The sequence below is a fragment of the Gordonia sp. J1A genome (genome assembly GCF_055393515.1).
In genome coordinates this window covers 772,440-799,075 of sequence record NZ_AP041607.1, presented here as the reverse complement: position 1 = coordinate 799,075, position 26,636 = coordinate 772,440, and the positions used below count along the sequence as shown (strand labels likewise).

The window sequence follows — 26,636 nt, the reverse complement described above, 5'->3', positions numbered from 1 at the left end:
TCGCCGCCCCGCTCCTCACAGCAGCCAGGCCAGCACTGCCCAGGTGATGAACGCCGAGGGCAGCAGCGAGTCCAGACGGTCCATGATGCCGCCGTGACCGGGCAGCAGCGTGCCCATGTCTTTGATGCCGAGGTCGCGCTTGATCTGGGACTCGACGAGGTCGCCGGTGGTGGCGACCACCACCAGCAGCGGACCGAGCACGAAACCGATCCACCAGTGCGAGGTGTCGAGGATCCACACGACGCAGGCGAGTGCGCCGAGGGTGCCGACGACAACCGATCCGGCCAGTCCCTCCCACGACTTCTTGGGACTGATCGCGGGCGCCATCGGATGCTTGCCGAACAGCACGCCCGCCACATAACCGCCGACGTCGGAGCAGACCACCACGATCATCAGGGTGAAGACGCGGAGCGCACCGTCCTCCTGGCGTACCAGGTAGGTGCCGAAGGTCGCGAGCATCGGCAGCCACGCCAGCACCAGGATCGCGACCGACAGATCGCGCATGTAGTTCACCGGAGCGTTCGACAGACCCTGTGCGAACAGCTTCCAGACCATCATCACCAGGATCGTCGCCGCCATCGCGACGAAGGTCCCGGCCAGTCCGAACGGCCACGACAGCCAGATCATCGCCTGTCCACCGGCCAGCAGCGGGATCACCGGGACCGCGAAACCGCCGTCCCGCAGCCGCTTGACGACCTCCCAGGTCGCGATCGCCAGTGCGACAGCGACGACGCCGTACCAGCCGTCCGGGGCCAGCAGCAGCACGGCGATGAGCAGACCGCCCAGGATGCAGCCGACGCCGATGGCTGCCGGGAGGTTCCGGCCGGCCCGGGAACTCCCCCCGGAGGGTTTCTCAGCCTGCTCCGGTGTACTCGTCATACCTCGAGCAGCTCAGCTTCTTTGTTCTTCACGAGCTCGTCGACCGCATCGGTGTAGGTGTGCGTGGTCTTGTCGAGTTCCTTCTCGGCGCGCGTCACCTCGTCCTCGCCCGCGTCGCCGTCCTTCTGGATCCGCTTGAGCTCGTCGACGGCCTTGCGTCGCACGTTGCGGATCGCGACCTTGGCGTCCTCGCCCTTGCCGCGCGCCTGCTTGCCGAGCTGCTTGCGGCGCTCCTCGGTGAGCTGCGGGATCGCGACGCGGATCACCGTGCCGTCGTTGGTCGGGTTGACGCCCAGGTCGGAGTTCCGGATGGCGGTCTCGATGTCGTTCATCGTCGACTGCTCGTACGGCTTGATGACGACGAGCCGCGGCTCCGGGGTGTTGATGCCCGCCACCTGGGTGATCGGAGTGGGAGCGCCGTAATAGTCGATGACGACTTTGTTGAACATCGCCGGGTTGGCACGCCCGGTGCGGATGGAGGCCATGTCGTCGCGCAGGTGGGCGACGGCCTTCTCCATCTTCTCCTCGGCGTCGAGCAGCGCTTCGTCGATCATGATGAGTCTCGTTCCTTCTTTTCGTCGCGGTGGAAGTCTGGGATCGGCAGTGGTCAGGAGGCCTGCGGGGTGCGCACCAGCGTGCCGATCGGTTCACCCGCGACCGCGCGGGCGATGTTGCCGCGCTCGAGGAGATTGAACACCAGGATCGGCATGTTGTTGTCCATGCACAGGCTGAACGCGGTCGCGTCGGCGACCTTGAGCTGCTTCTCGATCGCCTCGCGGTGGCTGATCTCGCGATACAGTTCCGCGTCCGGGTTGCTGCGCGGGTCGTCGGAGTACACGCCGTCGACGGCCTTGGCCATCAGCACCGCCTCGGCCTTGATCTCGAGCGCGCGCTGCGCAGCGGTGGTGTCGGTGGAGAAGTAGGGCATGCCCATACCCGCACCGAAGATCACCACGCGGCCCTTCTCGAGGTGACGTACGGCGCGCAGCGGCAGGTACGGCTCGGCGACCTGACCCATGGTGATGGCGGTCTGCACGCGGGTGGTGATCCCCCGCTTCTCCAAGAAGTCCTGCAGCGCGAGGCAGTTCATGACGGTGCCGAGCATCCCCATGTAGTCCGAGCGCGAACGGTCCAGACCGCGCTGCTGCAGTTCGGCGCCGCGGAAAAAGTTACCGCCGCCGATCACGATGCCGATCTGGACGCCCGAGGAGACCACCTCGGCGATCTGGTCGGCCACGGTGCCCACGACGTCCGGGTCGAGCCCCACGGAACCGCCACCGAACATCTCACCGCCGAGCTTCAGAAGCACCCGGGAGAAACCTGCTCTGCCCTCTTCGGCGGTCGACTGCGATTCGCTCATCTCTTCCTTCGCTCGAGTGTCGGCACAAACTCTCTCCATCTTAGGGCGTCGATCGTCCCGCATACGCACTCCGGCCCCGGAGTCGCCCTCGCGGGTCGATTCCGGGGCCGGAGTGCGTATGCGGCCTAGCGGACTAGGACTGGCCGACCTCGAAGCGGGTGAACGCGACGACGGTGGCGCCGGCCTCGTCCAGGATCGCCTTCACGGTCTTCTTCGAGTCGGTGACCGACGGCTGGTCGACCAGGACGACGTCCTTGTAGAAGCCGTTGACGCGGCCCTCGACGATCTTCGGGAGCGCCTGCTCGGGCTTGCCCTCGGCCTTGGCGGTCTCCTCGGCGATACGACGCTCGTTCTCGACGACGTCCGCGGGGACCTCCTCGCGGCTGGCGTACTTGGCGCGCAGCGCGGCGACCTGCATGGCGGCGCCGCGAGCGGCCTCCGCGGCGGTGTCGCCCTCGCCAGTGTAGGAGACCAGGACGCCGACGGCGGGCGGCAGGTCCGAGGCACGCTTGTGCAGGTAGACGGCCACCGGGCCGTCGTACGACGCGACGCGGCGCAGGACCAGCTTCTCGCCGATCTTGGCCGAGAGCGCCTCGACGGCGTCGGCGACGGTGCCGTCGCCGAGCTTCGCGGCGAGCAGAGCGTCGACGTCGTTGCTGCGCAGCTCGATGGCCGCACCCAGGATGTCGTCGGCGAGCTTCTGGAACTCGTCGTTCTTGGCGACGAAGTCGGTCTCGCTGTTGAGCTCGATCATGACGCCGTCACGGGCGGCGACCAGACCCTCGGCGGTGGAGCGCTCGGCACGCTTGCCGACGTCCTTGGCGCCCTTGATGCGCAGCTCTTCGACCGCCTTGTCGAAGTCGCCGTCGTTGTTCGCGAGGGCGTTCTTGCAGTCGAGCATGCCCGAACCGGTCATTTCGCGCAGACGCTTGACGTCCGCCGCGGTGTAGTTCGCCATAGGTGGCGACCCTCCTTTGTCGATTTGTGATCGAGAGACAAGATTCTCCGGCGGGGTGATCACCCCGCCGGAGAAGGGGCCCGGATCATCGTGCTCGGGGCCCGTTTCCTGCTTCTCGGCAGTTCTTATTCTGCGGCCGGAGCCTCGGTGGCGCCATCGGTGGCCGGTGCGGCCGCCGGAGCGGTCGCCTCAGCCAGGAGTTCCTGCTCCCACTCCGCCAGCGGCTCGCCCTCGCCGGCCTCCGGCTTGGCGTCGCCCGCGGTCTGGCCGGCACGCGCCTGAACGCCCTCGGCGACGGCCGAGGCGATCACGCGGGTCAGCAGAGCGGCGCTGCGGATCGCATCGTCGTTCGCCGGGATCGGGTAGTCGACGACGTCCGGATCGCAGTTGGTGTCCAGGATCGCGATGACCGGGATGTTCAGCTTGCGAGCCTCACCGACGGCGATGTGCTCCTTGTTGGTGTCGACGATCCACACGGCCGAGGGAACCTTGGCCATGTCGCGGATACCGCCGAGCGTGCGCTCCAGCTTGTTCTTCTCACGCGTGAGCATGAGGATTTCCTTCTTGGTGCGACCCTCGAAGCCACCGGTCTGCTCCATGGTCTCCAGCTCCTTCATCCGCTGGAGACGCTTGTGCACGGTGTTGAAGTTGGTGAGCATGCCACCGAGCCAACGCTGGTTCACGTACGGCATGCCGACGCGGGTGGCCTCGGCGGCGATCGACTCCTGAGCCTGCTTCTTGGTGCCGACGAACAGGATGGTGCCGCCGTGGGCGACGGTCTCCTTGACGAACTCGTAGGCGCGGTCGATGTACGACAGCGTCTGCTGCAGGTCGATGATGTAGATGCCGTTGCGGTCGGTGAAGATGAAACGCTTCATCTTCGGGTTCCAACGGCGGGTCTGATGCCCGAAGTGTGCGCCGCTGTCAAGCAGCTGCTTCATGGTCACGACAGCCATGAATATGTCCTCTCTCGCAGTTGTCACCGGCGCTCGGGTCGAGCTCCGGTCCTGGCGCCCGCCATCGGCGAACACACCCGGAGGTATCCGGGACCGCGTGTTCCGATGTAGCTTCTCGCGGGCGCGCGAAGTCACCCAAGACATGCCTGGGTGCGTCGCCAGACTACTCCGATGCGCGATCACCAGCCAAATCAGCGTCTCGGGCGACGACGGCCGCGCGACACGCCGATGGAGCCGAACCTCCGCGCCGTGCGTCTAAGTCCTATGAGGAGGTCCTATGGGGAGTCTCAATACCCGGCGTCGCGCCACCGCCATCGCGCTGGTGTGCGCGAGCGCGCTGCCTGCCGGCCCCGGCGCGGCGTCCGCGCAGCGTGCGTATCACTGGCCGCTGGCCCCGCGCCCGCCCGTGGTCCGCGGATTCGATCCGCCGGCTGAGCGCTGGCTCGCCGGGCACCGCGGCGTCGACCTGGCAGCACCCGCCGAGTCCGCGGTGGTCGCGGCCCGCGCCGGAACGGTCACCTTCGCCGGACCCGTCGCCGGCCGTTCCACCGTCACGGTGCTGCACCCCGACGGGATCAGCACCACGTATGAGCCGGTGGTGCCCCGCGTGCGTCGCGGCGAGCACATCCGAACCGGTCAGCTGGTCGGTGTGCTGCAAACCGGTCACGAGGGGTGCTCCGCGACGGCCTGCCTTCATTGGGGCGCTCGTCGCGGCAGCGGGCGGAGCGTCCGCTACCTCAACCCGCTGAGCCTGCTCGGGTTGTCGACCGTGCGGCTCAAACCACCCCGCTGACGCTGCCGGGTCGGTGATGCGGCCGGTCTCATTCACGACCGCGGGTGCGCCTGTTTGTGGACCGCGCGCAGTCGTTCCACGCTGACGTGCGTGTAGAGCTGCGTGGTTGACAACGACGAGTGCCCCAGCAGTTCCTGCACCACCCGCAGATCGGCGCCTCCCTCCAGCAGGTGGGTGGCCGCACTGTGACGCAGTGCGTGCGGGCCCACCGACCGTCCCGCAGCCTCGGTGGCCCGATGCACCACCGTGCGCGCCATCCGCTGATCGAGCCGTCCTCCCCTGACGCCGACGAACAGGGCCTCCCCCGAGGCGGCGGTCGCGAGCGCCGGGCGCCCACGGCGGCGCCAGGCGTCCAGCGCCGATGCGGCAGGCGCACCGTACGGCACCACCCGCTGCTTGTCGCCCTTGCCGATCACCCGGATCGCGCGGCGATCGTCGTCGACATCGCCGACGTCGAGCCCGCACAGTTCTCCGACACGGATGCCGCAGCCGTAGAGCAGTTCGAGAACCGCACGGTCGCGCAGCGATACCGGGTCGTCGGACGAGGGTCCGTCCGGCGCGGCGGAGTCGACCCGTCGCACCGTCGCCTCGATCGCGTCCGCGGCTTCCTCGGGAGCAAGCACCGCCGGCAGCACCCGGCGCGCCTTGGGCGCCTGGAGGCGCACCGCGGGGTCGACGGACATCTCGCCTTCGCGCGTGGCCCATTCGCAGAACGTCTTGACCGACGACACCCGGCGCGCGACGGTGGTCCGCGCGGCGCCGCGGCGCGAGATCTCCGCCAGCCAGGCGCGGAGCAGGTCGAGATCGACGTCGGTGAGCCGAACTCCGCGCGCACCGGCGAACGCCGTGAGGCCGCGGATGTCGGCGAGATAGGCACGAACGGTGTGCTCACTGCGCCCGGACTCGTATCGCAGGTGCGCTGCGAAGCGATCGAGGAGGTCGGCCATGACTCGATCCTAAAGTCTCACCACATGCACCACATAGACCTCAGCAGCATCAGCGGGCGGATCACGGCAGCGGGGTCGCCCGTGCGGCGGAGCCCCGCGCGGCGATGTCCGCGACTCCCACCGCCGCGGCCAGGAGCGCGACGAGTCCCGCGAACACCAGGCCCGATTCCCGCAGTCCGATGGCGAGCGACAGTGCGCCGACACCGATGGCCGGCACGGCGAGCATGAGGTACAGGCCCGCGAAGAAGGCCGAGGACACCGCACCGCGCTGGGCGGGATCGACGCGCTCCACGGTCGCCGCGAGCCCGGCGTTGACGCACAGACCGGCGGATACGCCGAGGACGATCGGCGCGATCAGCAGCGCGGCGAGCGATTCGGCGGAGAGCGCCACCGCGAGAACGGCGGCCGCGACCACCAGTCCGCCGCATCCGGCCTGCATGGCTGCGCGCGACGAGATCCGGCGCGCGACGAACTGACCGACGACCATGAACGCGAATGCGAGGAAGACCACCAGACCCGCCACAGTGTGCGAACCGATGCCGAGGTAGCGCACCAGGAACAGGGCCGACACCGCGGTGAGGACACCGCACACGGCGAACCCCGCGCCCGCGGCGAGGACGCCCCGGACGAACGCTCCGCGGATCGGTGCGGGAACGGTCAGTCGCGGCGCCTGCAGTCGCAGCGGCGCGGGGTCGGCCGGGGCCGGCGTGAACGCACGGAGTGTGACGAACGCCAGTACCGACAGCCCCAGGTGCACCGCGTACGGCAGCGTCAGCGGAGCCGACGAGAGATCGGCGACGACCCCGGCGAAGAGGGTGCCGACACCGAGGCCGCCGGTGTTGACGGCGATCGCGAGCATTCCTGCGCGCGCCTTGTCTGCGGGACCGAACAGATCGATCACCGCGGCCGTGCCGGTGCCGCTCATCAGTCCGGCACTCAGTCCCGACACGATCCGGGCCGCGATCAGCAGCGGAAGCGACAGCGGCAGCAAGAACATGACCGCACTGATCACGGCGAGGACCAGGGCGGTCAGCAGGATCGGGCGGCGGCCGATCTGATCGGACAGCCGTCCGAAGACGATGAGCGCGAACATCACGCCGAAGGCGTAGACGGCGAACAGGATCGTCACCGTGAACTCGGTGAAGTCGAGCCGCTGCGAATAGAGCGAGTACAGCGGGGTGGGAAGGGTGGTCCCCATCATCGTGACCAGGAAGGCGAAGGCCGTCGCCAGGACGGCTCCCCGCCGCGCGGGCGCGGAAATCATGAACACTCCACCATTCGCTGAGAACATGCGTTGACTATTCAGAACATGCGTTGACTGGGCGACCGTCGACGAGACAAAGCGGTCCGTAAAGGAAGCTAGCAGCGGATGCCGGTGTGGTATCCCCCACTCGTGCGAAAACTACTTAACCTCGGTTACCTATTTCACGCTAAGTTTCCTGATGCCTCGCGTTCCCCGGCCTGGCGTCATCCTTCTTTCGAAAGCTCCACCGCCCCGTGACATCCCCCAGTACCTCCGCCGACCACCACGACACGACCGAACACCCGCGCCTGGCCGTCGCAATCCTCTGCGCCGCCGGAATCGTGGTGGCGCTGATGCAGACGATCATCGTGCCGCTGATCCCCGACCTGCCGGCCATCCTCGGCACCTCACCGACCAATGCGTCCTGGGCGCTGACGATCACGCTGCTCGTCGGTGCGGTGGTGACGCCCATCTCGGGCCGCCTCGGCGACATGATCGGCAAGCGGCTGGTCCTCATCGCCAGTCTCGGCGCGGTAGCGGCGGGATCGGTCGTCTGCGCGCTCTCGTCGGGGCTGGCACTGTTCCTCATCGGACGCGGAGTTCAGGGTCTGGGCATCGGCACCATCGCGGTCGGCATCAGCCTGATGCGCGACATCGTGCCCCCGGCGCGCCTCGGCTCGTCTATCGGCGCGATGTCGGCCTCGCTCGGCGTCGGCGGATCACTCGGCCTCCCGTTCGCCGCGGTGATCGCCCAGCAGGTGAGCTGGCACGCACTGTTCTGGGTGAGCGCGGCGGTCGGCGTGATCGCCGCGTCGGCCGTCGCGGCGGCCGTCCCGCGCAGTTCGATCGCCACGGGCGGGCGCTTCGACCTGGTGGGCGCGATCGGGCTCACCGTCCTGCTGAGCTGCATTCTGCTCGCTCTCTCCAAGGGCGACGCCTGGGGCTGGTCGAGCCCGGCCGTGCTCGGCCTGTTCGCCGCGTTCGTCGTCTCCTCGGCGCTGTGGTGGCGATGGGAGAAGCGCGTGGACAATCCGCTGATCGACCTCGCCACCAGCATTCGACGTCCCATCCTGCTGACCAACATCGCCTCCGTCGCCACCGGTTTCGCGTTCTACGCCATGCAGATCATGCCGATCCAGGTGCTCGAGGCCCCGACCTCCACCCAGACCGGCGTCGGACTGACCATCGTGGAGGCCAGCCTCGTGCTGATGCCCTCCGGGCTGGTGATGTTCGCGTTCTCCTACGTCAGCGCGTGGATGACGCGGCGCTTCGGCGCACGGGTCTCACTGGCCTCCGGCGGCGTGGTGATCGGGGTCGGTTACCTGGGCTTCCTGCTGATGATCGCGGGGCCCTGGCATCCGACGTGGGGATTCATGGTCATCGTGAACTGCTTCGTCGGTGCCGGCCTGGGCGTCGCGTATTCGGCGATGCCCGCCCTCATCATGGACTGGGTCCCGGTGACGCAGACCGGGGAGGCCAACGGCGTCAACGCACTGATGCGATCGGTCGGCACGTCCACTGCCACGGCCGTGATCGGCATGATCCTGGCCGCGTCCGTCGAGACCGTCTCGACGACCGGCGGGGCCGTCGCCGTACCCTCCACGGACGCCTATGTGTGGGCGTCGATCGTCGCGCTCGTCACGTGTGCCCTGGCGACTGTCGCCGCGCTGGGCGTGCCCGCGAGCCGGCTCCGCGACGAACGCGTCGTCTGAGCCGCCCGCCCGTCACACGTGCGATTCGGCCTTGCGCAGTTCGGCCTTCCACTGGCGGAAGCCCTCTTCGGTGCGGCCTCGGCGCCAGTAGCCGGAGATCGACGCCGCGCGCTTGGCGCTCACGCCACGTTCCTTCCGCACGTAGCCGCGCAGATTCTTCATCACCGCCTGTGCCTCGCCGTGGATGAACACCTGCGGTTCACCGTCGAGCCACTGCGCGGCGCGCACCGCGGCGATGACCGGCGCGTTGTCGCCCGACCGGTCGTCGGGGGCCTCGTTGGACGGCGCCCCGCGATGCACCCAGGTGATCTCGGCACCGGCGGGAGCGGTCAGCTCCACCTCGTCCTCGGGGCCGGCGACCTCGATGAACACCTTGGCCACCGCGTCCTGCGGCATCGCTTCGAGCGCCGCGGCCAGCGCGGGCAGGCCGGCTTCGTCCGACACCAGCAGGTGCCAGGGCGCGTCGGCCATGGGCCGGTAGCCGCTGCCCGGTCCCAGGAGGGTCACCGATTCGCCCGGCCGCACGCCTGCGGCCCACGGTCCGGCGACGCCCTCGTCACCGTGGACCACGAAGTCGATCGCCAATTCCGCGGCGTCCGGCCGGTAGTGACGGACCGTGTACGTGCGCAGGATCGGCTGCTGTTCGGCGGGATACGTGTCCCGGATCGCGTCCATGTCGACCGGCCGCGGGTAATCGACGCCCTCGGGTGCGAAGACGATCTTCACGTACATGTCGGTGTCGTAGTGACCGTCCTGTCCGCCCGCGGGGCGGAAGGCGGCGAACTCGTCACCGCCCAGCCACACGCGCACCATGTGCGGGGTCAGCCGCTCTGTCCGCAGGACCGTCAACGTGGTCACCGGCTTCGCCATCTGGTCTCCTCTTTCGGCACAACAAGATTAGGGCATCCTAAGATGCTCGCTCCATCGTAGGCGTCCCCCGACGTTCCCACCACCGGCGGTGTCCCACTCATCGAGCTCCCAACCGCCACGTGCCGTCGGAGCCGGCGACATGACCGGACAGGTCGAGCGCCGCGAGGGCCCGAAGGACGTCGTCGATCGGCAGCCCCGCGGCGAACGCGATCTCGTCGACGGTGAGACCGCCGCGCGCGGGCAGCGCCTCCACCACGCGCAGCTGATCCGGACGCAGATCGTCGGTGCGGCGGCGCGGTGCCGCCTCCCGCGTGTCGCATCCGTCCGGGCTCGCGAGCGAGATCGCGGCGCCCGAATCGGCGACCAGCACGGCGTCGCCGTCGGCGATCATGGCGTTGGCACCCACCGAGGTGGCGCTGGTGACCGACCCGGGCACCGCCCCGAGCGGCCGGCCCAGCCGTTTGGCCCACGCCGCGGTGTTGGCCGCGCCCGACCGCCGTCCGGCCTCCACCACGATCACCGCGGACGAGAACGCCGCGACCAGACGATTCCGGGTGAGGAATCGATGTTTGGCCGCGGATGTGCCCGGCGGATACTCGCTGACGACGAGCCCGGTCTCGGCGATCCGGTGCAGCAACTGCGCGTGCCCGGACGGATACGTGCGGTCGATGCCGCACGCGAGGACAGCCACGGTGGTGCCTCCCGCACCGAGCGCTCCTCGATGCGCTGCCCCGTCGATCCCGTACGCCCCACCCGACACCACCGACCAGCCCTCGTCCGCCAGCGCGGCCGCCATCGCTCCGGCGACGTGATCGCCGTACGACGATGAGGCGCGCGAGCCGACCAGCGCCATCGACCTGCCCACCGCGTCACCGCACGAGGCCGGCCCGCGCACCCAGAGTGCGAGCGGAGCTCCGCCCCGCGCGGCACTGTCCGCCTGATCGAGCGCCAGCAGCTGCCATCCGGGCCAGTCCGGATCGTCTCTGGTGAGCAGGCGCGCACCGATGCGCTCACACCTGGCCAGGTCCTCCGCCGCGGTGTCGGTCGCGGCGCGCGCCTGCGTGGGTGCCAGAACGCCGCGGTGCGCGGCGGGAACCTTCCGCGAACGAACCGCCGCGGCGGCGTCCAGCGGGCCGAGTTCGGCCACCAACGCGATCAGTGCCGCACACGGCGGCTCGGCCACCGCCGCGAGGTATGCCCACGCGCGGGCCGCCTTGTCGTCGGTCACGGTCGCCCTCCCCGGTCGCGGTACAGCAGCGCCGACACGATGTCGTCCTCCCCCGGCGCGTCGCCGCCCCGCAGATCGGTCAACGTCCAGGCCAGACGCAGCGCCCGATCGGCGCCGCGCGCCGTGATCCGTCCGGTGCGCAACGCCGCCTCCAGCGGCCGGCGCACCTGCGGCCCCGGCCGGAATCGGTGCCGCAGCGCGCTGCCCGGCACCTCGGCGTTGGTGCGCCAGCCGAATTCGGACCACCTCTCCCGCGCCGCCTCGCGCGCCCGCAGCACCCGCTCGGCGATCGCCGCGCTCGGCTCACCGCGTTCGGTCAGCAGTGTGACGTCGCCGGGCGGGTCCATGGCCACGCGGATGTCGATCCGGTCCATCAGCGGGCCCGACAGCCGGCCCAGATAGCGGCGGCGCTGGATGGACGTGCAGATGCAGTCGACGTCCTTCGCGGGCGCGCACGGACACGGGTTGGCCGCGAGGATCAACTGGAAGCGCGCCGGATAGCGGGCGGTCCCGTCGCGACGCGAGATCCGGACCTCCCCTTCCTCCAGCGGCTGCCTCAGCGAATCGAGGACTTTCGGTCCCATCTCCGCGCATTCGTCGAGGAAGAGGATTCCGCGGTGCGCCCGCGACACCGATCCCGGCCGCGCGATCCCGGTCCCGCCGCCCAGCAGCGCGGTGATGCTCGTGCTGTGGTGCGGTGCCACGAACGGCGGCAGGGTGATCAACGGCCGATGCTCGGGCAGCGTTCCCGCGATCGAATGGATCGCGGTCACCTCCAGCGACTCCTCCTCGGTGAGGCTCGGCAGAATACCCGGCAACCGGCACGCCAGCATCGTCTTGCCGATGCCGGGCGGACCGGTCATCAGCAGGTGATGCGATCCGGCCGCGGCGATCTCGAGCGCGCGCCGTGCCGTCGCCTGGCCGGCCACGTCGGCCATGTCGGGGATCTCCGGCGGCGCCGGCTCCGCGGTCTCGCCGTCGACGGTGTCGAGCGCGCGATCTCCGCTCAACCACGACAGCACGTCCGACAGCGACCGCGCCCCGCCGATGTCGAGCCCCGACACCAGAGCCGCCTCGGCGACGTTCTCGGCCGGCACCACCGCCCGCTCGAACCCGGCCTCCCGCGCTGCCAGCAGCAGTGGCAGCACCCCGCGCACCGGACGCACCCGGCCGTCGAGCGCCAGTTCGCCGAGCATCACCGTCCCCGGCAGCCTCGTGGTGGGCACCTTCTGCGCCGCTATCAGCACACTGACCGCCATCGGCAGATCGAAGCCCGGCCCGCTCTTGGGCAGTCGGGCCGGTGCCAGCGCGATCGTGACCTTGGTGGTCGGGAACTGTATCGCGCTGTTCGCGATCGCGGCCCGCACGCGCTCCTTCGCCTCACGCAGCGAGGTGTCCACACTCCCGCTGATGGTCAGCCCGGGCAGCCCCGCGCTGATGTTGGCCTGAATCTCGATCACATCGGCGGCGAAGGCGTTGAGCCCCACCGAGTGCACTCTCCCCAGTCCGGACATCGGGCGCTACTCGCACACACCGACGTGGTGCCACCACATCGCGCGCTCGAGGTCCTCCGGATCGGTCATGTCCAACTGCACCGAGACCACGTCGAAACGGACGACCTCCCAGAACGCGTCCTGCTGAGCCAGCCACTGCTGTGCCAGCCGCCGCATCCGGCGCAGCTTGTCGGGGGTCACCGCACCGAGCGGATCGGTGAACGTCCGGCTGGCCCGCGTCTTCACTTCCACGATCACCAGAGTCCGACCGTCGGCGGCGACGATGTCGAGCTCGCCGTACCTCGTCCGCCAGTTCCGGTCGAGGATCCGCCAGCCGAGATCCGCCAGGCGCGCCGCGGCCAGATCCTCGCCGACCCGCCCGATCAGACCGCGGCGGTCCACGCCCCGCTTCTCCCGCTTTCGCTGCTCCCGTTGTTCCCCCATGCGGGACAGGATGCGCCGCTGCGGCGACCCGTGACAGGTCCCGATCACCCGTTCCTCGGCGAGTGTGCATACCGCGGGTGTTCTGCACAGTCCGCGACCACCCGCCCGGGCTCAGGGCTCGTCGGGCAGCCGCAGTTCCGGCTTCTCCAGTTCCTCGATGTTGACGTCCTTGAACGTCACCACGCGAACCTGCTTGACGAAGCGAGCGGGCCGGTACATGTCCCACACCCACGCATCGGTCATGTGAATCTCGAAATAGACTTCGCCGTCCGCATTGCGCGGAACCAGATTCACACCGTTCGCGAGGTAGAAGCGGCGCTCGGTCTCCACGACGTAGGTGAACTGACCGACGATGTCCTTGTACTCCTTGTACAGGGACAGCTCCATCTCGGCTTCGTACTTCTCGAGATCCTCAGCGCTCATCAGGCCAGCCTATCGCGGACGTTCCGGTACGACATACGGTGCTCCGCCGAGGGACCGCGCGCGTCCAGACACTCCATGTGCAGGGCCGTGCTGTAGCCCTTGTGCACCGCGAACTGATAGCCCGGCACCTCGTCGTCGAGTGCCACCATCATCCGGTCGCGAGTCACCTTCGCGAGGATCGAGGCGGCGGCGATGCACGCAGCGTTCGCGTCGCCCCCGATCACCGGTAGCGACGGCGCAGGCAGCCCCGGCACGTGGAATCCGTCGGACAGGACGTACCCGGGCCGCACCGACAGTCCGGCCACCGCGCGCCGCATGCCTTCGATGTTGGCGACGTGGACCCCGAGTCGGTCCACCTCGGCCGCCGGGATCGCCACCACCTTCCAGCTGACCGCATGCCGCACGACCGCCGAGTAGAGCTTCTCGCGCACCGGCTCCGAGAGCTTCTTCGAGTCGTCCAGCGCAGCGAGAGACTTCAGTTGCGAAGTGCTCAGCACGCACGCCGCCACCACCAGCGGGCCGGCGCACGCACCCCGGCCCGCCTCGTCGACGCCGGCCACCGGGCCGAGCCCCTGGCGGGCCAGGGTGAACTCCAGTGTCCGCAATCCCGCTGCCTTCCGAACCGGCGACCGCGGGGGCCATCGAGTCGATCCGGGCATCAGCTCTGCGGGTCGACCGAGCCCACGCCCCCGATCCGGGAGAACGGGTAGATGATGAACCGGACCTTGCCGCGGACGTCGGAGACCGGCACCGTGCCGTGGAACTCGTCGTCGATGTGAGCCCGTGAGTCGGCGGAGTTGCTGCGGTTGTCGCCCATCACCCAGAGATTGCCCTCGGGCACCTTGATCGGGCCGAAGTCGCTGCCGTAGCACGAGCCCTGACCGAGCACCCCGCCCGACTGCTGGTAGGTCTGCGCCTGCAACTGCTTGTCGATGTACGGCTCGTGGAGGGGCTTGCCGTCCACCGTGACACCCTTGCCGTCGGCCTCGCGGCACTGGACGGTCTGCCCGCCGACCGCGATCACCCGCTTGACGAGGTTGTTCTCGTCCGGCGGCGCGAGAGCGAACAGCGACAGCACGTCCTGGATCTTGTGCACCACCGGGTTCGACGAGCGAGGCGACGACCACCCTTCGTCCCACGAACTGGTCGGGGCCTTGAAGACCACCACGTCACCGGGCTTCGGGTCACTGAACCGGTACACCATCTTGTCGACCACGATGTGGTCGTTGGTGCACCCGTAGCAGCCGTGCAGGGTCGGTTCCATGGACTCCGACGGCACCACGTACTGCCGGAAGAAGAACTGGGTGAACACGAACATGAGCACCAGCACGATGCCGACGATGATCAGCAGTTCGCGGAGCCAGCGGCTCTTGCCCTTCTGCTCGTCCTCGGGGGCGTCGTCCCGGAAGGTGAATCCGGAATCGGACTCGGCGCCCCCACTGCTGCCGCGCTCGTCGTTAGCCTGCGACGGGTCGTCCCCGCGGGTGTTGTCGTCCACGTAGAACAGGGTACTGATGTCCGTCACCGCTCCCGACCACCCGGTTCACTTTCGACGCGCCGCCGGGCCGACACGAACAGACCCCGCCCCGCGGGCCGAGGTGGTCGGCGCCGTGCGGGACGGGGTCTGGATGTTCGTTTCTCGCCGGGGCGAGCAGAAGCTCAGCGCTTCTCCTTGATCTTCGCAGCCTTGCCGCGCAGATCGCGCAGGTAGTACAGCTTCGCGCGACGGACGTCACCGCGGGTCAGGACGTCGATCTTGGCGATGTTCGGGCTGTGCACGGGGAAGGTGCGCTCCACACCGACACCGAACGAGACCTTGCGGACCGTGAAGGTCTCGCGGATGCCGCCGCCCTGGCGGCGGATCACGACGCCCTTGAAGACCTGCACGCGCTCCTTCGAGCCCTCGATGACCTTGACGTGCACGTCGAGGGTGTCGCCGGGGCCGAACTCGGGGATGTCGTCGCGAAGGGACTGCTTGTCGATGAGGTCCAGGGTGTTCATTTCTCGTCCAATCTGGGCGGGGACAGAGGAACCTGGCGGCCCCGACGCGAATTCGGCGGGGTTCGACCGGTTCATGCCCGTGGCATGGGGTCCGTGCGCTGCAGCGGTCGACGCGAGGTCTCCGGCAGGCAACCTGAAACATTGTGCCACCTCCACCCGGCATGAGGGAAATCCGCGATCACAGCGTCAGGTCGAGTTCCTGGTCGTCATCGTCGCCGGGCGGTTGCACGTCGGTGCCGGGCCCGGCCTCGGGGACGCCTTCCTCGAGATCGCCGATGACCGCCGGCGCGACGAGCGGCTGCGGGCCCAGCACGAGGATTCCCTCCGTCGCCGAGCGCAGATAGTCGGCGGGCCTGTGGCCGTCCTCGTCCTCGGAGCGTCGCGCCGACGGTGCGGCTCCGTACGGCCCGCCGCCCGGCCGGGAGGCGGAGGCATTGCCTGCCGTCGCCGTGCGCCCTGCCGGCACCGACGCCGCTCGCGACGCGGACGAGGTCGTCTGCGCGGTCGTCTCAGACACGACCGACCTCGGCGCGGCCGGCACCGACGGGGCGGCCCGCACCGGCGGCGGGACGGCGCCGAGGACGCCAGGCGCGGCTGAGAGCTCCGCCGACCGAGCCGAAGACGTGTGACGAGACGGGCCAGGGCGGGCCGTTCTGCCCGGCGGGCCGGTACCGTCGTCGCCCGCGGCGGGGCCGGTCGGGCCTCTCGCAGCGGCCGGAGCCGCTCCCGGTGAGGGTCCGGGACCCGCCGACGACTGCTTCGGGCCCGCATCCGCGGCGACACCGGGTCGCGGAGGGCCGGCCGCGGGCGCGGCGCCGGCGCCCTGATCGGGTGCGGCGGCGACCGGACCGTCCCCGACCGGCGGTCCGTCGCCGGACGGGACGTCCACGGCCATCGGTCCGGCCACTGCCGGAACTGCCGCTCGGTCGGCCGTGTCGGCGGCCGCGGGTGCTCCGTGCGAGGCAGGCGACGCGTCCGGACCGCCGGAGAGGAGGCCGCGGGCCGAGGAGTCCATCGGAGCGTTGTACACCCCGGCCAGTTCGGTGCCGACGCCGAGCAGCGCCGACAGCACTGCGGGCTGGGTGGTGCCGACGACGCTCAGTGCGACGATCCTGGGCCGATACGCCACCGCTCCGGCCAGCACGCCCGAGGCGGAGGCCAGCGAGCTACGGCCGCTCGCGAGACGATCCGAGGTGGAAGTGATCCGCTCCGCGAGATCGACACCGGCCCGCGCCCCGCCGTCCGCGGCCGCACCGACGAGCGAACCGGTGCCGAACACGGCGGCCATCCGCTCCCCGATCGCCCGCGCGGCGTCGACGATGCGGGCGATCTCCGCGGCGTCGGCCGCGGCTGCGCCGGGATCCATCGAATCGAGCCGGGCGAGGAGTTCCTCGGCGGCCACCGTCCACGTGGTGCTCATACTCGTTGGACGCAGCGGCGGCCGCACCGGTTCCGCGACACGCCGCAGCACACGGCGTCCGCCCGCCCGGATCAGTCCTCCAGCAGGTCCGGGCGCCGCTCACGCGTGCGTTCGCGCGACTGCTCGTGCCGCCACTGCGCGACTCGGCCGTGGTCTCCGGACAGGAGCACCGCGGGCACCTCCAGTCCGCGCCACACCCTGGGACGGGTGTAACTCGGACCTTCGAGCAACCCGTCGGAGAACGAATCCTCCTGGTGCGACTGCGGATTGCCGAGCACACCCGGCATCAGACGGGTGGTGGCCTCGACCATGGCGAGGACCGCCACCTCGCCGCCGATCAGCACGAAGTCGCCGAGCGAGACCTCCTCCACACGCACCCGGCGGGCGGCGTCGTCGAAGACCCGCTGATCGATCCCCTCGTAACGGCCGCACGCGAAGACCAGATGCCGCTCGGAACTCCAGCGCTGGGCCGTGGCCTGTGTGAAGGGCACGCCCGCCGGCGTCGGCACCACCAGCAGCGCGTCGTCCGGGCAGACGGCGTCGAGCGCCTCGCCCCACACCTGTGGCTTCATCACCATCCCTGGACCGCCGCCGTAGGGCGCGTCGTCGACGCTGTGGTGGACGTCGTACGTCCACTGCCGCAGATCGTGGACGCCGACCTCGATCAGTCCGGCGTCGATCGCCTTTCCGAGGAGTGCCGCCCGCATCGGTTCGAGGTACTCCGGGAAGATCGTCACGACATCGATGCGCATGTCAGTCCTCGACTGGGTCGATCAGGCCGTCGGGCGGATCGATCTCGATGCCCTCGCGGGTCACGGTGGGGACGATCTCGCGCACGAACGGCACTAGCACCTCGCGACCGTCACCGGTGGTCACCGACAGCAGTTCGCCACCGGGCAGGTGCAGCACCTCTCTGACCGTGCCGACGCTCTCACCGCCGACCGTCGCGACGGGCAGTCCCTCGAGCTCGTGGTCGTAGAACTCGTCCGGGTCGTCGCCGGAGTCGACGTCGGCGGCGTCGATGACGAACAGGGTGCCGCGCAGCCGGTCCGCCTCGTCGCGACCGCCTACGCCGGCAAGCGACAGCAACAGCCGCCCGGCATGCATCCGGGCGGCTGTCACTTCGTACTCGGTCTCCCCGCCGCCGGCAGTCCGCGGGGCACGGCCGCGCAGGCGCGTGCCGACCGCGAAACGTCCGGCGGGATCGTCCGTGCGGATGTCGACGACGACTTCACCGCGGACTCCGTGCGTCTTGACGACACGACCGATCACCAGATCCATCAGATCCGAGTCCTGCTTTCGATCAGCGATCGGTGTCGACGATGTCCACGCGCACACCGCGGCCGCCGATGCCGGAGACCAGGGTGCGCAGCGCGGTGGCGGTGCGGCCGTTGCGGCCGATCACCTTGCCGAGATCGTCGGGGTTGACATGAACCTCGACCATCCGGCCGCGACGGCCGGTGATGAGGTCGACCCGGACGTCGTCCGGGTTGGCGACGATGCCGCGAACGAGGTGTTCGACGGCGTCCGCGACGACGGCGCTCACGCGTCCGCCTTGGCGTCACCGGCCTCCTCGGCGGGAGCCTCGGCAGCGGCGTCGTCGGCCTTCTCGTCAGCCTTCTTCGCCTTCTTCTTGGCGGTGGTCGCGGCGGCGGCCGGCTCGTTCTCGGCAGCGGCGAGGGCGGCGTTGAACAGATCCTGCTTGGAGGTCTTCGGCTCGGCGACCTTCAGGGTGCCCTCGGCGCCCGGCAGGCCCTTGAACTTCTGCCAGTCACCGGTGATCTTCAGGATGGCGGCGACCGGCTCGGTCGGCTGCGCGCCGACGCCCAGCCAGTACTGAGCGCGCTCCGAGTCGACCTCGATCAGCGACGGCTCTTCCTTCGGGTGGTACTTGCCGATGGTCTCGATGACGCGGCCGTCGCGGCGAGTGCGGGCGTCGGCGACGACGATGCGGTACTGCGGGTTGCGGATCTTGCCGAGCCGGGTGAGCTTGATCTTGACAGCCATGTGGGCGTCTCCTTGTGTCACAGCGCAATTCAGCGGCCCGCCGATCGGCGACGAGCCCGGTTTTGCGTTCTCTATCGGGGTGACCGCCGGTCGGCCGTGGCCGGCTCCGGCGAACCAGCGACTCATTCTGCCAGAGGTACGAGCCGCCACCCAAACCGGAGCGCCGGCTCACTGGGTCCCGACCACCGGAAATCGGTCCCGGCGCGTGCAGCCGGTAGCGTGACATCGGACATCGGCGGCCGCACCGGCCGCCGCACGACGCCCCGGAGACCTGAGAATCCATGCTGCACGCCCTGTCGCTCGCATTCGTCGACTCGGTGAACGTGCTCCTGATCGGGGTTCTCGTCACGCTGGCGCTCATACTGGGCCCCGGCCAGTACCGGCGGATCGCGCCGCTGGTGCTGATCGGCGACTGGCTCGGGGTTCTCGTTCTGGCGATCGCCGTGATGCTGGTGTTCGACGGCCTCCAATCGGTGGTCGACGCCGTGATCTCCTCGCCGCTGTTCGGGATCCTGCTGATCCTGACCGGTCTGCTCACCGCATTCCTCACCTGGCGCGGCGGTGACTCGTCGGACCTCGTCGACAAGATCCTCACGCCGCTGCGGGCGCCGTCCCCTCTGACCCTGCTGGTCGGATTCGTGCTCGGCGTGGTCCAGTCGGCCACGTCCGTGCCGTTCTACGCGGGCCTGGCGGTCCTGTCGGCGACCGACATCCCGCTCACCGAGCGGTATCTCGGTGTGGTCCTGTACGCCACGGTGGCCCTGAGCCTGCCCCTGCTCGCCGGCCTGGCGCTGGTGGTGGTGCGTGCCCGCCCACACTGGTGGATCGGTCGGGTGTTCGCCTACGGCCGGCGCAACCGCGAAGTGGTGACCCGCTATGCGGGCTGGTTCGTCACGGTGCTGCTGATCGTGATCGGCGTGCTGCAGATCCTCGGCTGACCGGCGCGGCTCACGCCGTGGGCTATGCGATCTTCTCGCCGCCGCAGACCACGTGGAGCGGTCGCCGCAACGTCGTCAGGTCGGCAGCCGGATCGGCGTCGAGGACCATGAAGTCGGCGCGTGCACCGTGCTCGAGCCCGGACGCTCCCAGCCACTCGCGCGGGGCGGTCGAGGCCGCGGCCAGCGCGTCGAGCGGGCTGAAACCGACACCGACGAGGGCCTCGATCTCGTCGACGATCCGGCCGTGCCCGATGAACCCGCCCGCATCGGTGCCCGCGTAGATCCGCACCCCCGCCTCGCGGGCCCGGGCGAAGACCTCGCCTCGACCGGCGTACAGCGCCCGCATGTTGGCCTGGTACCTCGGGAATCGGTCCGCACCGTCGGCGATCTCCGGGAAGTTCTCCAGCTGAATCAGGGTCGGCACCAACGCGATGTCCTTGCGCACCATCTCGTCGATCAGGTCCTCGCTCAGACCGGTGCCGTGCTCGATCGAGTCGAACCCCGCCCCGATGATGTCGTCGAGCCCGTCCGCTCCGAAGACGTGGGCGGTGATCCGGGCACCGTTCTCGTGCGCGGCGGCGACGGCCGCGTCGAGCTGATCGCGGGTCCACAGCGGAGCCAGATCGCCCACCTCGCGGTCGATCCAGTCGCCGACCAGCTTGACCCATCCGTCTCCGTCGCGGGCCTGACGTGCCACCTCGTCCGCCAGATCGTCCGGGTTCTCGAGTTCCACACCGTAGTCGCGCAGGTAGCGCTTGGGCCGGGCGATGTGCTTGCCCGACCGGATGAAACGGGGCCCGGTCGGGTCGGCGTCGAGCGGATGGGTGTCGAGCGGCGATCCCACCTCGCGGATCAGCAGCGCACCGGCCCGGGCGTCGGCCCTCGCGTACTCGCGCGCCCGGTCGATGGTGACCCCGAGCCCGGGTGCGATGCCGACGTGGTTGTGCGCGTCCACCAGACCCGGGACGATCCATCCGCCCCCGGCCTTCTCAGCGCCGGCGACCGGCTCGGTCGAGACGGCTCCGTCGACGACCCAGCAGGTCAGGGCCTCGCCGGTGAACGGATCGGTACCGGTGAATTCGAGCGCTTGAGTCATCACAGGGCCTTTCGCGGCCGAGCCGTTCGCGATTCGGCGACGGCCGGCGACCGCTGACTTCTCGGGAAACCTACTTCTTGGGGAACTTCAGGTCGTTGAGGTCGATGCCCTCCAGACCGGGCGGCAGTTCGTCGAGGCCGGGAGGCATGTTGCTCAGATCCAGACCGGGCGGCAGTCCCATGCCCGGCGGCATGCCGGGCATGCCCGGGAATCCGCCGCGCATCGCCTTGGGCGGCGTGGGTCCGCGACCCTTGCCCTTCCCCTTCTTGCCCTTCTTGCCCTTGCGCGCGTTCTTGCGGCCGCCGCCCATGCCCATCCGGCCCGACATCTGCGACATCATCTTGCGTGCGGCGAAGAACCGGTCGACGAGCTGGTTCACGTCGGTCACCGTGACGCCGGAGCCGTTCGCTATGCGGATCCGTCGGGAGGCGTTGATGATCTTCGGGTTGTCGCGCTCGGCGGGCGTCATGCCCCGGATGATCGCCTGGATCTTGTCGAGCTGCTTGTCGTCGACCTGCGAGAGCGCGTCCTTCATGTCGCCTGCGCCGGGAAGCATGCCCAACAGGTTCCCGATCGGTCCCATCTTGCGGATCATCAGCATCTGCTGCAGGAAGTCCTCCAGCGTCAGCTCGCCCTGGCTGATCTTGGCAGCGGTCTTCTCCGCCTCGGCCTGGTCGAAGTGCTGCTCGGCCTGCTCGATGAGCGAGAGGACGTCGCCCATCCCCAGGATGCGGCTGGCCATGCGGTCCGGATGGAAGACGTCGAAGTCGTCGAGTTTCTCACCGGTCGAGGCGAACATGATCGGCCGTCCGGTGATCTCGCGGACCGAGAGCGCGGCGCCGCCCCGGGCGTCGCCGTCGAGCTTGGTGAGGACCACGCCGGTGAAGTCGACGCCGTCGGCGAAGGCCTGGGCGGTGGTGACCGCGTCCTGGCCGATCATGGCGTCGAGGACGAACAGCACCTCGTCCGGGTCGGTCGCGTCCCGGATGTCGGAGGCCTGCCGCATCAGTTCCGCGTCGATGCCCAGACGGCCCGCGGTGTCGATGATGACCACATCGTGCTGCTTGTCGCGGGCCTCCTGCACGCCGGCCCGTGCGACGGCGACCGGATCGGCCGAGCCGTCGACGCCGAGTTCGCCCTCGCCGCCGACCGAGGTGCCCGGATGCGGCGCGAAGACCGGCACTCCGGCCCGCTCACCGACGATCTGGAGCTGCTGCACGGCGCCGGGGCGCTGTAGGTCACAGGCCACGAGCAGCGGCGTGTGACCCTGCTTGACCAGCCACGCCGACAGCTTGCCCGCGAGGGTCGTCTTACCGGCGCCCTGCAGACCGGCGAGCATGATGACCGTCGGCGGGTTCTTTGCGAGGCGGATGCGCCGCGTCTCGCCGCCCAGGATGCCGACCAGTTCCTCGTTGACGATCTTGACGATCTGTTGAGCCGGATTCAGGGCGCCGGAGACCTCGGCGCCCTTCGCGCGTTCCTTGATGCGGCTGATGAAGGCGCGGACCACGGGCAGCGAGACGTCGGCCTCGAGCAGTGCGAGGCGGATCTCGCGCGCGGTCGCGTCGATGTCCGCGTCGGTCAGCCGTCCCTTGCCGCGCAGGTCCTTCAGAGCACCGGTCAACCGGTCAGAGAGGGATTCGAACATTCCTCCATCCTTCCACGTCCGGGCACGGCGATGTCGCGCGGATCGTGATCGGCTCCGGGCCGGGCCTCACCGCGTGGGCGCGCAGACCGCCAGGACCGCCGCCGCCACCGCGTGGCGCGCCGCCGGTCCGTCGTCCGGGAGGCTGAGGCAGAAGGTGTCGACGGCCGTCGCACCCAGGGTGGAGACCTTCGCCCAGGCGACGTCGGCACGCGCCTTCTCCAGCTCGGCGGCGACGCGCGCGAGAAGGCCTTCGTCGTCGGCCGCGCGCAGTTCCAGCAGCGGACGCCCGTGCGGGCCCGCGAGCCAGCGTGCCCGCGGCGGCGCCGCGGTGCGGCTCACCGGGACCGCGGGTCGGCCGGAGACCCCCGCCTCGGGCAGGCGGGCTGCCGCCCGCGCCGCCAGCTCGGCCACCGGGTCCCGATCGCCGTCGAGCACCGCGGCCAGACGTTGCCGCAGCAGCGGCGCATCGGGCGGACCGCCGAAGGTCGGCATCACCACGAACGAGTCGACGGCGTGCCCGGCATGACCGGCGACCGTCGCCGAGTGCGCGTGCAGGCCCGACAGTGCGAGCACACCGGCCATCTTCGACAGCAGTCCCGGCCGGTCGGGCGCGATCATGGTGACGATCGTCATGTTCGGACCGTCCCCGGGACGCAGGCTCACGTGGAGACCGCCGCGGTCGGCCAGCTCACGCAGGTCCGGCGGGATCGGGTCGGGTGCGGGCACCGGCGCTCCGCCGATGTGCGCGACGACGCGTTCGACCAACCCGGAGATCAGGGTGGCCTTCCACTCCCCCCACACCCCCGGGCCGGTGGCGCGGGAGTCGGCGTCCGAGAGGGCTCCCAGGAGTTCGGCCAGGACCGCGCTCCCGCCGAGCACGTCGGCCACGTGCGCCACGACCTCCGGATCGGCCGGGTCGCGACGCGTCACCACCCGGTGGAGCAGCAGATGGTGGCGGACGAGTTCGGCGAGCAGGCGCCGATCCGGCTCCCACAGGCCCAGACGCCGCCCGATGTGTTCGGCGAGTTCGGCGCCGACGGCGCAGTGGTCGCCGCCGCGCCCCTTGCCGATGTCGTGCAGCAACGCGCCGAGCAGCAGCAGATCGGGACGCGAGACGCTGGTGGTCAGTTCCGCCGCCGCGGCGACCGTCTCGATGAGATGCCGGTCGACGGTCCAGGTGTGAATGCCGTCGCGGGGCGGCAGGTCGCGGACCCGATCCCATTCGGGGAACAGTGCGCCCCACAGTCCGGCCCGGTCGAGGGCCTCGATCGGGCCGGCCATGTCGTGCCCCGACGCCAGCAGCACCAGCAGATCGGCGAGGGCCTCCGACGACCACGGCTCCGGCATCGGCGCACCGTAGGTGGCCAGGCGCTCGAGCGCCGGGCCGTTGATCGGCAGCCGGTTCCGGGCGGCCGCGGCGGCCACCCGCAGCACCAGACCCGGATCCTGGCTGGGAATGGCCGAGCGTGCGAGTACCACCTCGCCGCCCTGTTCGACCACCCCTTCGTCGAGCGGGCGCCGCAATGCCGCGGCGCGGCGCAACCGAGAGAACCCGCGTCGGCTCACGGCGTTCTGGGCGGTGCGCAAACCGGCGTCGACAGCGTACGAGGTGGTCCGTCCGGCATCGCTGATCCGCCGGGAGAGCTCGAAGCGATCGGCGACACCGAGTGCCGCGGCGATGTCGTCGGCATCCTGGGCGCGGATCTGGTCACGTGCCCGGCCGGCGATCCGATGCGCCTCGCCGCGCGCGGCGAGCAGGAAGTCGTAGGCACGCGGCAGCGGCGAACCCTCGGTGCCGGGATCGAGACGGGCGAGCCCGTCGGTCAACTGCGCGAGCGCGAGCGCATTCAGCAACTGGATGTCGCGCAGTCCCCCGCGGCCGTTCTTCAGATCCGGCTCGGCGCGGTGGGCGATGTCGCCGGTGCGCCGCCAGCGGTCTTCCGCGGCTTCGATCACCTGCGGCAACCGCATCCGCGCCTCCGACCGCCAGAGGTTGCGCACCGAGACGGTCATCAACCGGGCGAGGTCCTCGTCGCCGGCGATGAACCGGGAGTCGAGGAGCCCGAGCGCGGCCGTGGCGTCCTCGCGCGTCACCCGCATGGCCTCCGGCACCGATCGCACACTGTGGTCGAGGGAGATTCCCGCGTCCCACAGCGGGTACCAGAGTCCGTCCGCCACCTCCGAGAGTCGTTCGGGGTACCGGTCGTCGTGCACCAGGATCAGGTCGAGGTCGGAGTAGCCGACCATCTCCCGGCGACCCAGGCTGCCGACCGCGACAACGGCGAATCCGCTGCGCTCGACGATCCCGAGCGACCGTGCCCGCTCCACGAGCCAGTCCTCGAACAGTGCGCCGATCGCCTCGCGCTGACGCGCTCCGACCAGGGAATCGTCCTGCAGCAGCACCGATCTCGCCGCACCGAGCGTGGCGCCGGAGGTGGACCCCGGCGCCCGCCCGGCCTCAGATGGCCTCTGGTCCGCGTTCACCGGTCCGCACCCGGATGATCGACTCCACCGGTGTCACCCAGACCTTCCCGTCACCGATCTTCCCGGTGCGGGCCGACTCGACGATCACCTCGGCCACCTGGTCCACTGCCTCATCGTCGACGACGACCTCCACCCGGACCTTCGGGACGAAGTCGACGGCGTACTCGGCGCCGCGGTACACCTCGGTGTGCCCCTTCTGCCGCCCGTAGCCCTGTACCTCGCTGACGGTCATCCCGACGATCCCGATGTGCTCCAGACCGGCTTTGACGTCCTCGAGGGTGAACGGCTTGACGATTGCGGTGATCAGTTTCATGGATAAACCCTTCTCTCCCGATCGAGACTAGTGTCTGCTGAACTCATGCCGGCTCGTACGCACTCTCGGCGTGCTCGGCGCTGTCGATGCCGGTGAACTCCGCCTCCCGGTCCACACGCCAGCCGAGCGGCTTGAGCACCATCGCGATCGCGAAGGTCAGGATTCCGGTGAACACGAGCGCGAACAGGGCGATCGCCGCCTGCACCACCAGCTGTTTGTAGTCATGGCCGTAGAACAGACCCGAGTCCTTGGAGAGGAGACCGATCGCGATCGTGCCCCACAGACCGGCGACGAGGTGCACGCCCACCACGTCCAGCGAGTCGTCGAAGCCGAGCCGGTACTTCAGCCCGATCGCGACGGCCGCGAGCGCACCGGCGACCACACCGAGGAACAACGAGCCGACCGGGGTGAGGGCGCCGCAGGCGGGCGTGACTGCCACCAGTCCGGCGACGACGCCGGAGGCCGCACCGACGCTCGTCGGGTGGCGGTCTCGGATCCATTCCACGGCCAGCCACCCGATCATCGCGGCGGCCGTCGCCGCGGCGGTGTTGATCCACACGAGGCCGGCGGTGGCGTCGGCGGCGAGCTCGGAGCCGGCGTTGAAGCCGAACCAGCCGAACCACAGCAGGGCCGCGCCGAGCATCACGAAGGGAATGTTGTGCGGACGGTACGAGGTGCGGCCGAACCCGCGGCGTTTGCCGACCACCAGCGCCAGCACCAGGCCGGCCATGCCGGCGTTGATGTGGACGACGGTGCCTCCGGCGAAGTCGATGGGCGCGACCTTCGCCACTCCGTCGGCGACGCCGAACAGCCAGGAGGCGATCGAGTCCTTCGCGTTCGACATCAGTCCGCCGCCCCACACCATGTGGGCGAGCGGGAAGTAGACGATGGTCGCGAACAGCACGGTGAACGCCACCCAGGTGGCGAACTTGACGCGTTCGGCGATCGCACCGCTGATGAGCGCGACTGTGATCACGGCGAAGGTCAGTTGGAACGCCATGAAGACGGTCGCCGGAATCTGGGTGCTCCCCCACACCACGAACTGCGTCGCATCGCCGACCGACCTGGTCTGCATCAGTTGGTCCGACCCGAACAGTGAGAACGGATTGGCGAACAGTCCCCCGATGTCGCCGGTGCCGGTCAAGGAGTTCCCGAAGGACATCGAGAATCCCCACAGCACGTAGATCACCGTGACCGTGCCGAGCGCCGCGAACGACATCATCATCATGTTCAGCACGGACTTGGCACGCGAGAGCCCTCCGTAGAAGAACGCCAGCGCGGGTGTCATCAACAGCACGAGCGATGCGCTCACGATCACCCAAGCGGTATTACCCGCATCAACGGTTCCGAACACGTTGTCCGGCAATGCAGTCTGCACTCCTCGCACCTCCTCGCGAGACGTCGCCGATCGACGTCTCGCGAT

Annotated in this window: 28 protein-coding genes; 3 read left to right on the top strand and 25 right to left on the bottom strand. The window is 69.8% G+C overall.

Going from position 1 to position 26,636, the window contains the following annotated elements:
* Positions 1-15: 15 nt before the first annotated feature.
* From ACZ5QD_RS03705 to rpsB, 5 genes are all read right to left on the bottom strand, one after another.
* Entirely contained in the window at positions 16-879 is an 864-nt protein-coding gene (locus ACZ5QD_RS03705; protein ID WP_006897890.1) for a phosphatidate cytidylyltransferase, read from the bottom strand.
* Positions 876-1,433, bottom strand: coding sequence for a ribosome recycling factor (gene frr, locus ACZ5QD_RS03700; protein WP_006897891.1), 558 nt, complete (start codon positions 1,431-1,433; stop codon positions 876-878). The genes ACZ5QD_RS03705 and frr overlap by 4 nt, the downstream gene beginning before the upstream one ends.
* A gap of 53 nt (positions 1,434-1,486) precedes the next feature.
* Positions 1,487-2,239 (bottom strand): UMP kinase, encoded by a 753-nt coding sequence (pyrH, locus tag ACZ5QD_RS03695; protein ID WP_006897892.1) that lies wholly within the window; start codon positions 2,237-2,239, stop codon positions 1,487-1,489.
* A 133-nt stretch (positions 2,240-2,372) separates the two neighbouring features.
* Positions 2,373-3,197: a translation elongation factor Ts gene (gene tsf / locus ACZ5QD_RS03690; RefSeq protein WP_006897893.1), complete on the bottom strand. Its 825-nt coding sequence runs from the start codon at positions 3,195-3,197 to the stop codon at positions 2,373-2,375.
* 125 nt (positions 3,198-3,322) lie between these two features.
* Positions 3,323-4,153 (bottom strand): 30S ribosomal protein S2, encoded by an 831-nt coding sequence (rpsB, locus tag ACZ5QD_RS03685; protein ID WP_006897894.1) that lies wholly within the window; start codon positions 4,151-4,153, stop codon positions 3,323-3,325.
* A gap of 277 nt (positions 4,154-4,430) precedes the next feature.
* Between rpsB and ACZ5QD_RS03680 the strand changes: the two genes are divergently transcribed.
* The gene (locus tag ACZ5QD_RS03680; RefSeq protein WP_062366803.1) at positions 4,431-4,946 is read left to right on the top strand and encodes a M23 family metallopeptidase; all 516 of its coding nucleotides are present in this window, start codon (positions 4,431-4,433) and stop codon (positions 4,944-4,946) included.
* Positions 4,947-4,978: 32 nt separating this feature from the next.
* Here the strand turns inward: ACZ5QD_RS03680 and ACZ5QD_RS03675 are convergent, their stop codons facing one another.
* Together ACZ5QD_RS03675 and ACZ5QD_RS03670 are read right to left on the bottom strand one after the other, a co-directional pair.
* Positions 4,979-5,893 (bottom strand): tyrosine recombinase XerC, encoded by a 915-nt coding sequence (locus ACZ5QD_RS03675; protein WP_006897896.1) that lies wholly within the window; start codon positions 5,891-5,893, stop codon positions 4,979-4,981.
* A gap of 61 nt (positions 5,894-5,954) precedes the next feature.
* A complete protein-coding gene (locus ACZ5QD_RS03670; protein ID WP_006897897.1) occupies positions 5,955-7,157 on the bottom strand; it encodes an MFS transporter in 1,203 nt (400 codons plus the stop codon).
* A 233-nt stretch (positions 7,158-7,390) separates the two neighbouring features.
* Here ACZ5QD_RS03670 and ACZ5QD_RS03665 point away from each other — a divergent pair, with 233 nt between their 5' ends.
* Positions 7,391-8,848, top strand: a complete 1,458-nt coding sequence (locus ACZ5QD_RS03665; protein ID WP_433820659.1) for an MFS transporter — start codon at positions 7,391-7,393, stop codon at positions 8,846-8,848.
* A gap of 12 nt (positions 8,849-8,860) precedes the next feature.
* Here ACZ5QD_RS03665 and ACZ5QD_RS03660 read toward each other — a convergent pair whose 3' ends face one another.
* From ACZ5QD_RS03660 to rpsP, 13 genes are all read right to left on the bottom strand, one after another.
* Positions 8,861-9,718 (bottom strand): siderophore-interacting protein, encoded by an 858-nt coding sequence (locus tag ACZ5QD_RS03660; RefSeq protein WP_062366798.1) that lies wholly within the window; start codon positions 9,716-9,718, stop codon positions 8,861-8,863.
* Positions 9,719-9,815: 97 nt separating this feature from the next.
* Positions 9,816-10,946 carry a DNA-processing protein DprA gene (gene dprA / locus ACZ5QD_RS03655; protein WP_346075262.1) on the bottom strand — a complete coding sequence of 377 codons (1,131 nt, stop codon included), beginning with the start codon at positions 10,944-10,946 and terminating at the stop codon, positions 9,816-9,818.
* Positions 10,943-12,460: a YifB family Mg chelatase-like AAA ATPase gene (locus ACZ5QD_RS03650; RefSeq protein WP_062366794.1), complete on the bottom strand. Its 1,518-nt coding sequence runs from the start codon at positions 12,458-12,460 to the stop codon at positions 10,943-10,945. The genes dprA and ACZ5QD_RS03650 overlap by 4 nt, the downstream gene beginning before the upstream one ends.
* A gap of 6 nt (positions 12,461-12,466) precedes the next feature.
* Complete coding sequence (locus ACZ5QD_RS03645) at positions 12,467-12,883, bottom strand: YraN family protein (protein WP_082781265.1); 417 nt, start codon at positions 12,881-12,883, stop codon at positions 12,467-12,469.
* 111 nt (positions 12,884-12,994) lie between these two features.
* Entirely contained in the window at positions 12,995-13,306 is a 312-nt protein-coding gene (locus ACZ5QD_RS03640; RefSeq protein ID WP_006897903.1) for a DUF2469 domain-containing protein, read from the bottom strand.
* Positions 13,306-13,965 (bottom strand): ribonuclease HII, encoded by a 660-nt coding sequence (locus ACZ5QD_RS03635; protein WP_062366791.1) that lies wholly within the window; start codon positions 13,963-13,965, stop codon positions 13,306-13,308. The genes ACZ5QD_RS03640 and ACZ5QD_RS03635 overlap by 1 nt, the downstream gene beginning before the upstream one ends.
* Entirely contained in the window at positions 13,965-14,831 is an 867-nt protein-coding gene (gene lepB / locus ACZ5QD_RS03630) for a signal peptidase I (protein WP_006897905.1), read from the bottom strand. Before lepB ends, ACZ5QD_RS03635 begins: the two co-directional genes overlap by 1 nt.
* Before the next feature lie 134 nt (positions 14,832-14,965).
* Positions 14,966-15,307, bottom strand: a complete 342-nt coding sequence (rplS, locus tag ACZ5QD_RS03625; RefSeq protein WP_006897906.1) for a 50S ribosomal protein L19 — start codon at positions 15,305-15,307, stop codon at positions 14,966-14,968.
* A gap of 178 nt (positions 15,308-15,485) precedes the next feature.
* Positions 15,486-16,727: a hypothetical protein gene (locus tag ACZ5QD_RS03620; protein ID WP_464367118.1), complete on the bottom strand. Its 1,242-nt coding sequence runs from the start codon at positions 16,725-16,727 to the stop codon at positions 15,486-15,488.
* Between the two features lie 71 nt (positions 16,728-16,798).
* On the bottom strand, positions 16,799-17,479 hold the full coding sequence (trmD, locus tag ACZ5QD_RS03615) for a tRNA (guanosine(37)-N1)-methyltransferase TrmD (RefSeq protein WP_062366788.1): 681 nt from the start codon (positions 17,477-17,479) through the stop codon (positions 16,799-16,801).
* A 1-nt stretch (position 17,480) separates the two neighbouring features.
* Positions 17,481-18,008, bottom strand: coding sequence for a ribosome maturation factor RimM (gene rimM / locus ACZ5QD_RS03610; protein WP_006897909.1), 528 nt, complete (start codon positions 18,006-18,008; stop codon positions 17,481-17,483).
* Positions 18,009-18,030: 22 nt separating this feature from the next.
* A complete protein-coding gene (locus tag ACZ5QD_RS03605) occupies positions 18,031-18,273 on the bottom strand; it encodes an RNA-binding protein (protein WP_006897911.1) in 243 nt (80 codons plus the stop codon).
* A complete protein-coding gene (rpsP, locus tag ACZ5QD_RS03600) occupies positions 18,270-18,734 on the bottom strand; it encodes a 30S ribosomal protein S16 (RefSeq protein WP_006897912.1) in 465 nt (154 codons plus the stop codon). Before rpsP ends, ACZ5QD_RS03605 begins: the two co-directional genes overlap by 4 nt.
* Positions 18,735-19,015: 281 nt before the next feature.
* On the opposite strand from rpsP, the gene ACZ5QD_RS03595 reads away from it, so the two are divergent.
* Positions 19,016-19,672 (top strand): hypothetical protein, encoded by a 657-nt coding sequence (locus ACZ5QD_RS03595; protein ID WP_464367117.1) that lies wholly within the window; start codon positions 19,016-19,018, stop codon positions 19,670-19,672.
* Positions 19,673-19,694: 22 nt separating this feature from the next.
* On the opposite strand, the gene ACZ5QD_RS03590 is transcribed toward ACZ5QD_RS03595, so the two are convergent.
* The 5 genes from ACZ5QD_RS03590 to ACZ5QD_RS03570 all read right to left on the bottom strand — a co-directional run bounded on the left by ACZ5QD_RS03590 (position 19,695) and on the right by ACZ5QD_RS03570 (position 26,591).
* Positions 19,695-20,768: an amidohydrolase family protein gene (locus ACZ5QD_RS03590; RefSeq protein ID WP_464367116.1), complete on the bottom strand. Its 1,074-nt coding sequence runs from the start codon at positions 20,766-20,768 to the stop codon at positions 19,695-19,697.
* A gap of 70 nt (positions 20,769-20,838) precedes the next feature.
* Complete coding sequence (gene ffh, locus ACZ5QD_RS03585; RefSeq protein ID WP_006897915.1) at positions 20,839-22,416, bottom strand: signal recognition particle protein; 1,578 nt, start codon at positions 22,414-22,416, stop codon at positions 20,839-20,841.
* 66 nt (positions 22,417-22,482) lie between these two features.
* On the bottom strand, positions 22,483-24,900 hold the full coding sequence (locus ACZ5QD_RS03580; RefSeq protein WP_062366784.1) for a [protein-PII] uridylyltransferase: 2,418 nt from the start codon (positions 24,898-24,900) through the stop codon (positions 22,483-22,485).
* Positions 24,875-25,213: a P-II family nitrogen regulator gene (locus ACZ5QD_RS03575; RefSeq protein WP_006896676.1), complete on the bottom strand. Its 339-nt coding sequence runs from the start codon at positions 25,211-25,213 to the stop codon at positions 24,875-24,877. Before ACZ5QD_RS03575 ends, ACZ5QD_RS03580 begins: the two co-directional genes overlap by 26 nt.
* Before the next feature lie 43 nt (positions 25,214-25,256).
* On the bottom strand, positions 25,257-26,591 hold the full coding sequence (locus ACZ5QD_RS03570) for an ammonium transporter (protein ID WP_278127100.1): 1,335 nt from the start codon (positions 26,589-26,591) through the stop codon (positions 25,257-25,259).
* Between the last annotated feature and the right edge of the window lie 45 nt (positions 26,592-26,636).

Excerpts from the sequence above, each read along its gene's own strand:
- ACZ5QD_RS03660 (WP_062366798.1), bottom strand. The coding sequence starts at position 9,718 with ATGGCGAAGCCGGTGACCACGTTGACGGTCCTGCGGACAGAGCGGCTG.
- ACZ5QD_RS03620 (WP_464367118.1), bottom strand. The coding sequence starts at position 16,727 with ATGAGCACCACGTGGACGGTGGCCGCCGAGGAACTCCTCGCCCGGCTC.
- rplS (WP_006897906.1), bottom strand. The coding sequence starts at position 15,307 with ATGAACACCCTGGACCTCATCGACAAGCAGTCCCTTCGCGACGACATC.
- rpsB (WP_006897894.1), bottom strand. The coding sequence starts at position 4,153 with ATGGCTGTCGTGACCATGAAGCAGCTGCTTGACAGCGGCGCACACTTC.
- rpsP (WP_006897912.1), bottom strand. The coding sequence starts at position 18,734 with ATGGCTGTCAAGATCAAGCTCACCCGGCTCGGCAAGATCCGCAACCCG.
- ACZ5QD_RS03590 (WP_464367116.1), bottom strand. The coding sequence starts at position 20,768 with ATGACTCAAGCGCTCGAATTCACCGGTACCGATCCGTTCACCGGCGAG.
- frr (WP_006897891.1), bottom strand. The coding sequence starts at position 1,433 with ATGATCGACGAAGCGCTGCTCGACGCCGAGGAGAAGATGGAGAAGGCC.
- ACZ5QD_RS03640 (WP_006897903.1), bottom strand. The coding sequence starts at position 13,306 with ATGAGCGCTGAGGATCTCGAGAAGTACGAAGCCGAGATGGAGCTGTCC.
- ACZ5QD_RS03650 (WP_062366794.1), bottom strand. The coding sequence starts at position 12,460 with ATGTCCGGACTGGGGAGAGTGCACTCGGTGGGGCTCAACGCCTTCGCC.
- ACZ5QD_RS03635 (WP_062366791.1), bottom strand. The coding sequence starts at position 13,965 with ATGCCCGGATCGACTCGATGGCCCCCGCGGTCGCCGGTTCGGAAGGCA.
- ACZ5QD_RS03645 (WP_082781265.1), bottom strand. The coding sequence starts at position 12,883 with ATGGGGGAACAACGGGAGCAGCGAAAGCGGGAGAAGCGGGGCGTGGAC.
- ACZ5QD_RS03575 (WP_006896676.1), bottom strand. The coding sequence starts at position 25,213 with ATGAAACTGATCACCGCAATCGTCAAGCCGTTCACCCTCGAGGACGTC.
- rimM (WP_006897909.1), bottom strand. The coding sequence starts at position 18,008 with ATGGATCTGGTGATCGGTCGTGTCGTCAAGACGCACGGAGTCCGCGGT.
- ffh (WP_006897915.1), bottom strand. The coding sequence starts at position 22,416 with ATGTTCGAATCCCTCTCTGACCGGTTGACCGGTGCTCTGAAGGACCTG.
- ACZ5QD_RS03675 (WP_006897896.1), bottom strand. The coding sequence starts at position 5,893 with ATGGCCGACCTCCTCGATCGCTTCGCAGCGCACCTGCGATACGAGTCC.
- ACZ5QD_RS03680 (WP_062366803.1), top strand. The coding sequence starts at position 4,431 with ATGGGGAGTCTCAATACCCGGCGTCGCGCCACCGCCATCGCGCTGGTG.
- ACZ5QD_RS03670 (WP_006897897.1), bottom strand. The coding sequence starts at position 7,157 with ATGATTTCCGCGCCCGCGCGGCGGGGAGCCGTCCTGGCGACGGCCTTC.
- ACZ5QD_RS03705 (WP_006897890.1), bottom strand. The coding sequence starts at position 879 with ATGACGAGTACACCGGAGCAGGCTGAGAAACCCTCCGGGGGGAGTTCC.
- tsf (WP_006897893.1), bottom strand. The coding sequence starts at position 3,197 with ATGGCGAACTACACCGCGGCGGACGTCAAGCGTCTGCGCGAAATGACC.
- trmD (WP_062366788.1), bottom strand. The coding sequence starts at position 17,479 with ATGCGCATCGATGTCGTGACGATCTTCCCGGAGTACCTCGAACCGATG.
- ACZ5QD_RS03595 (WP_464367117.1), top strand. The coding sequence starts at position 19,016 with ATGCTGCACGCCCTGTCGCTCGCATTCGTCGACTCGGTGAACGTGCTC.
- pyrH (WP_006897892.1), bottom strand. The coding sequence starts at position 2,239 with ATGAGCGAATCGCAGTCGACCGCCGAAGAGGGCAGAGCAGGTTTCTCC.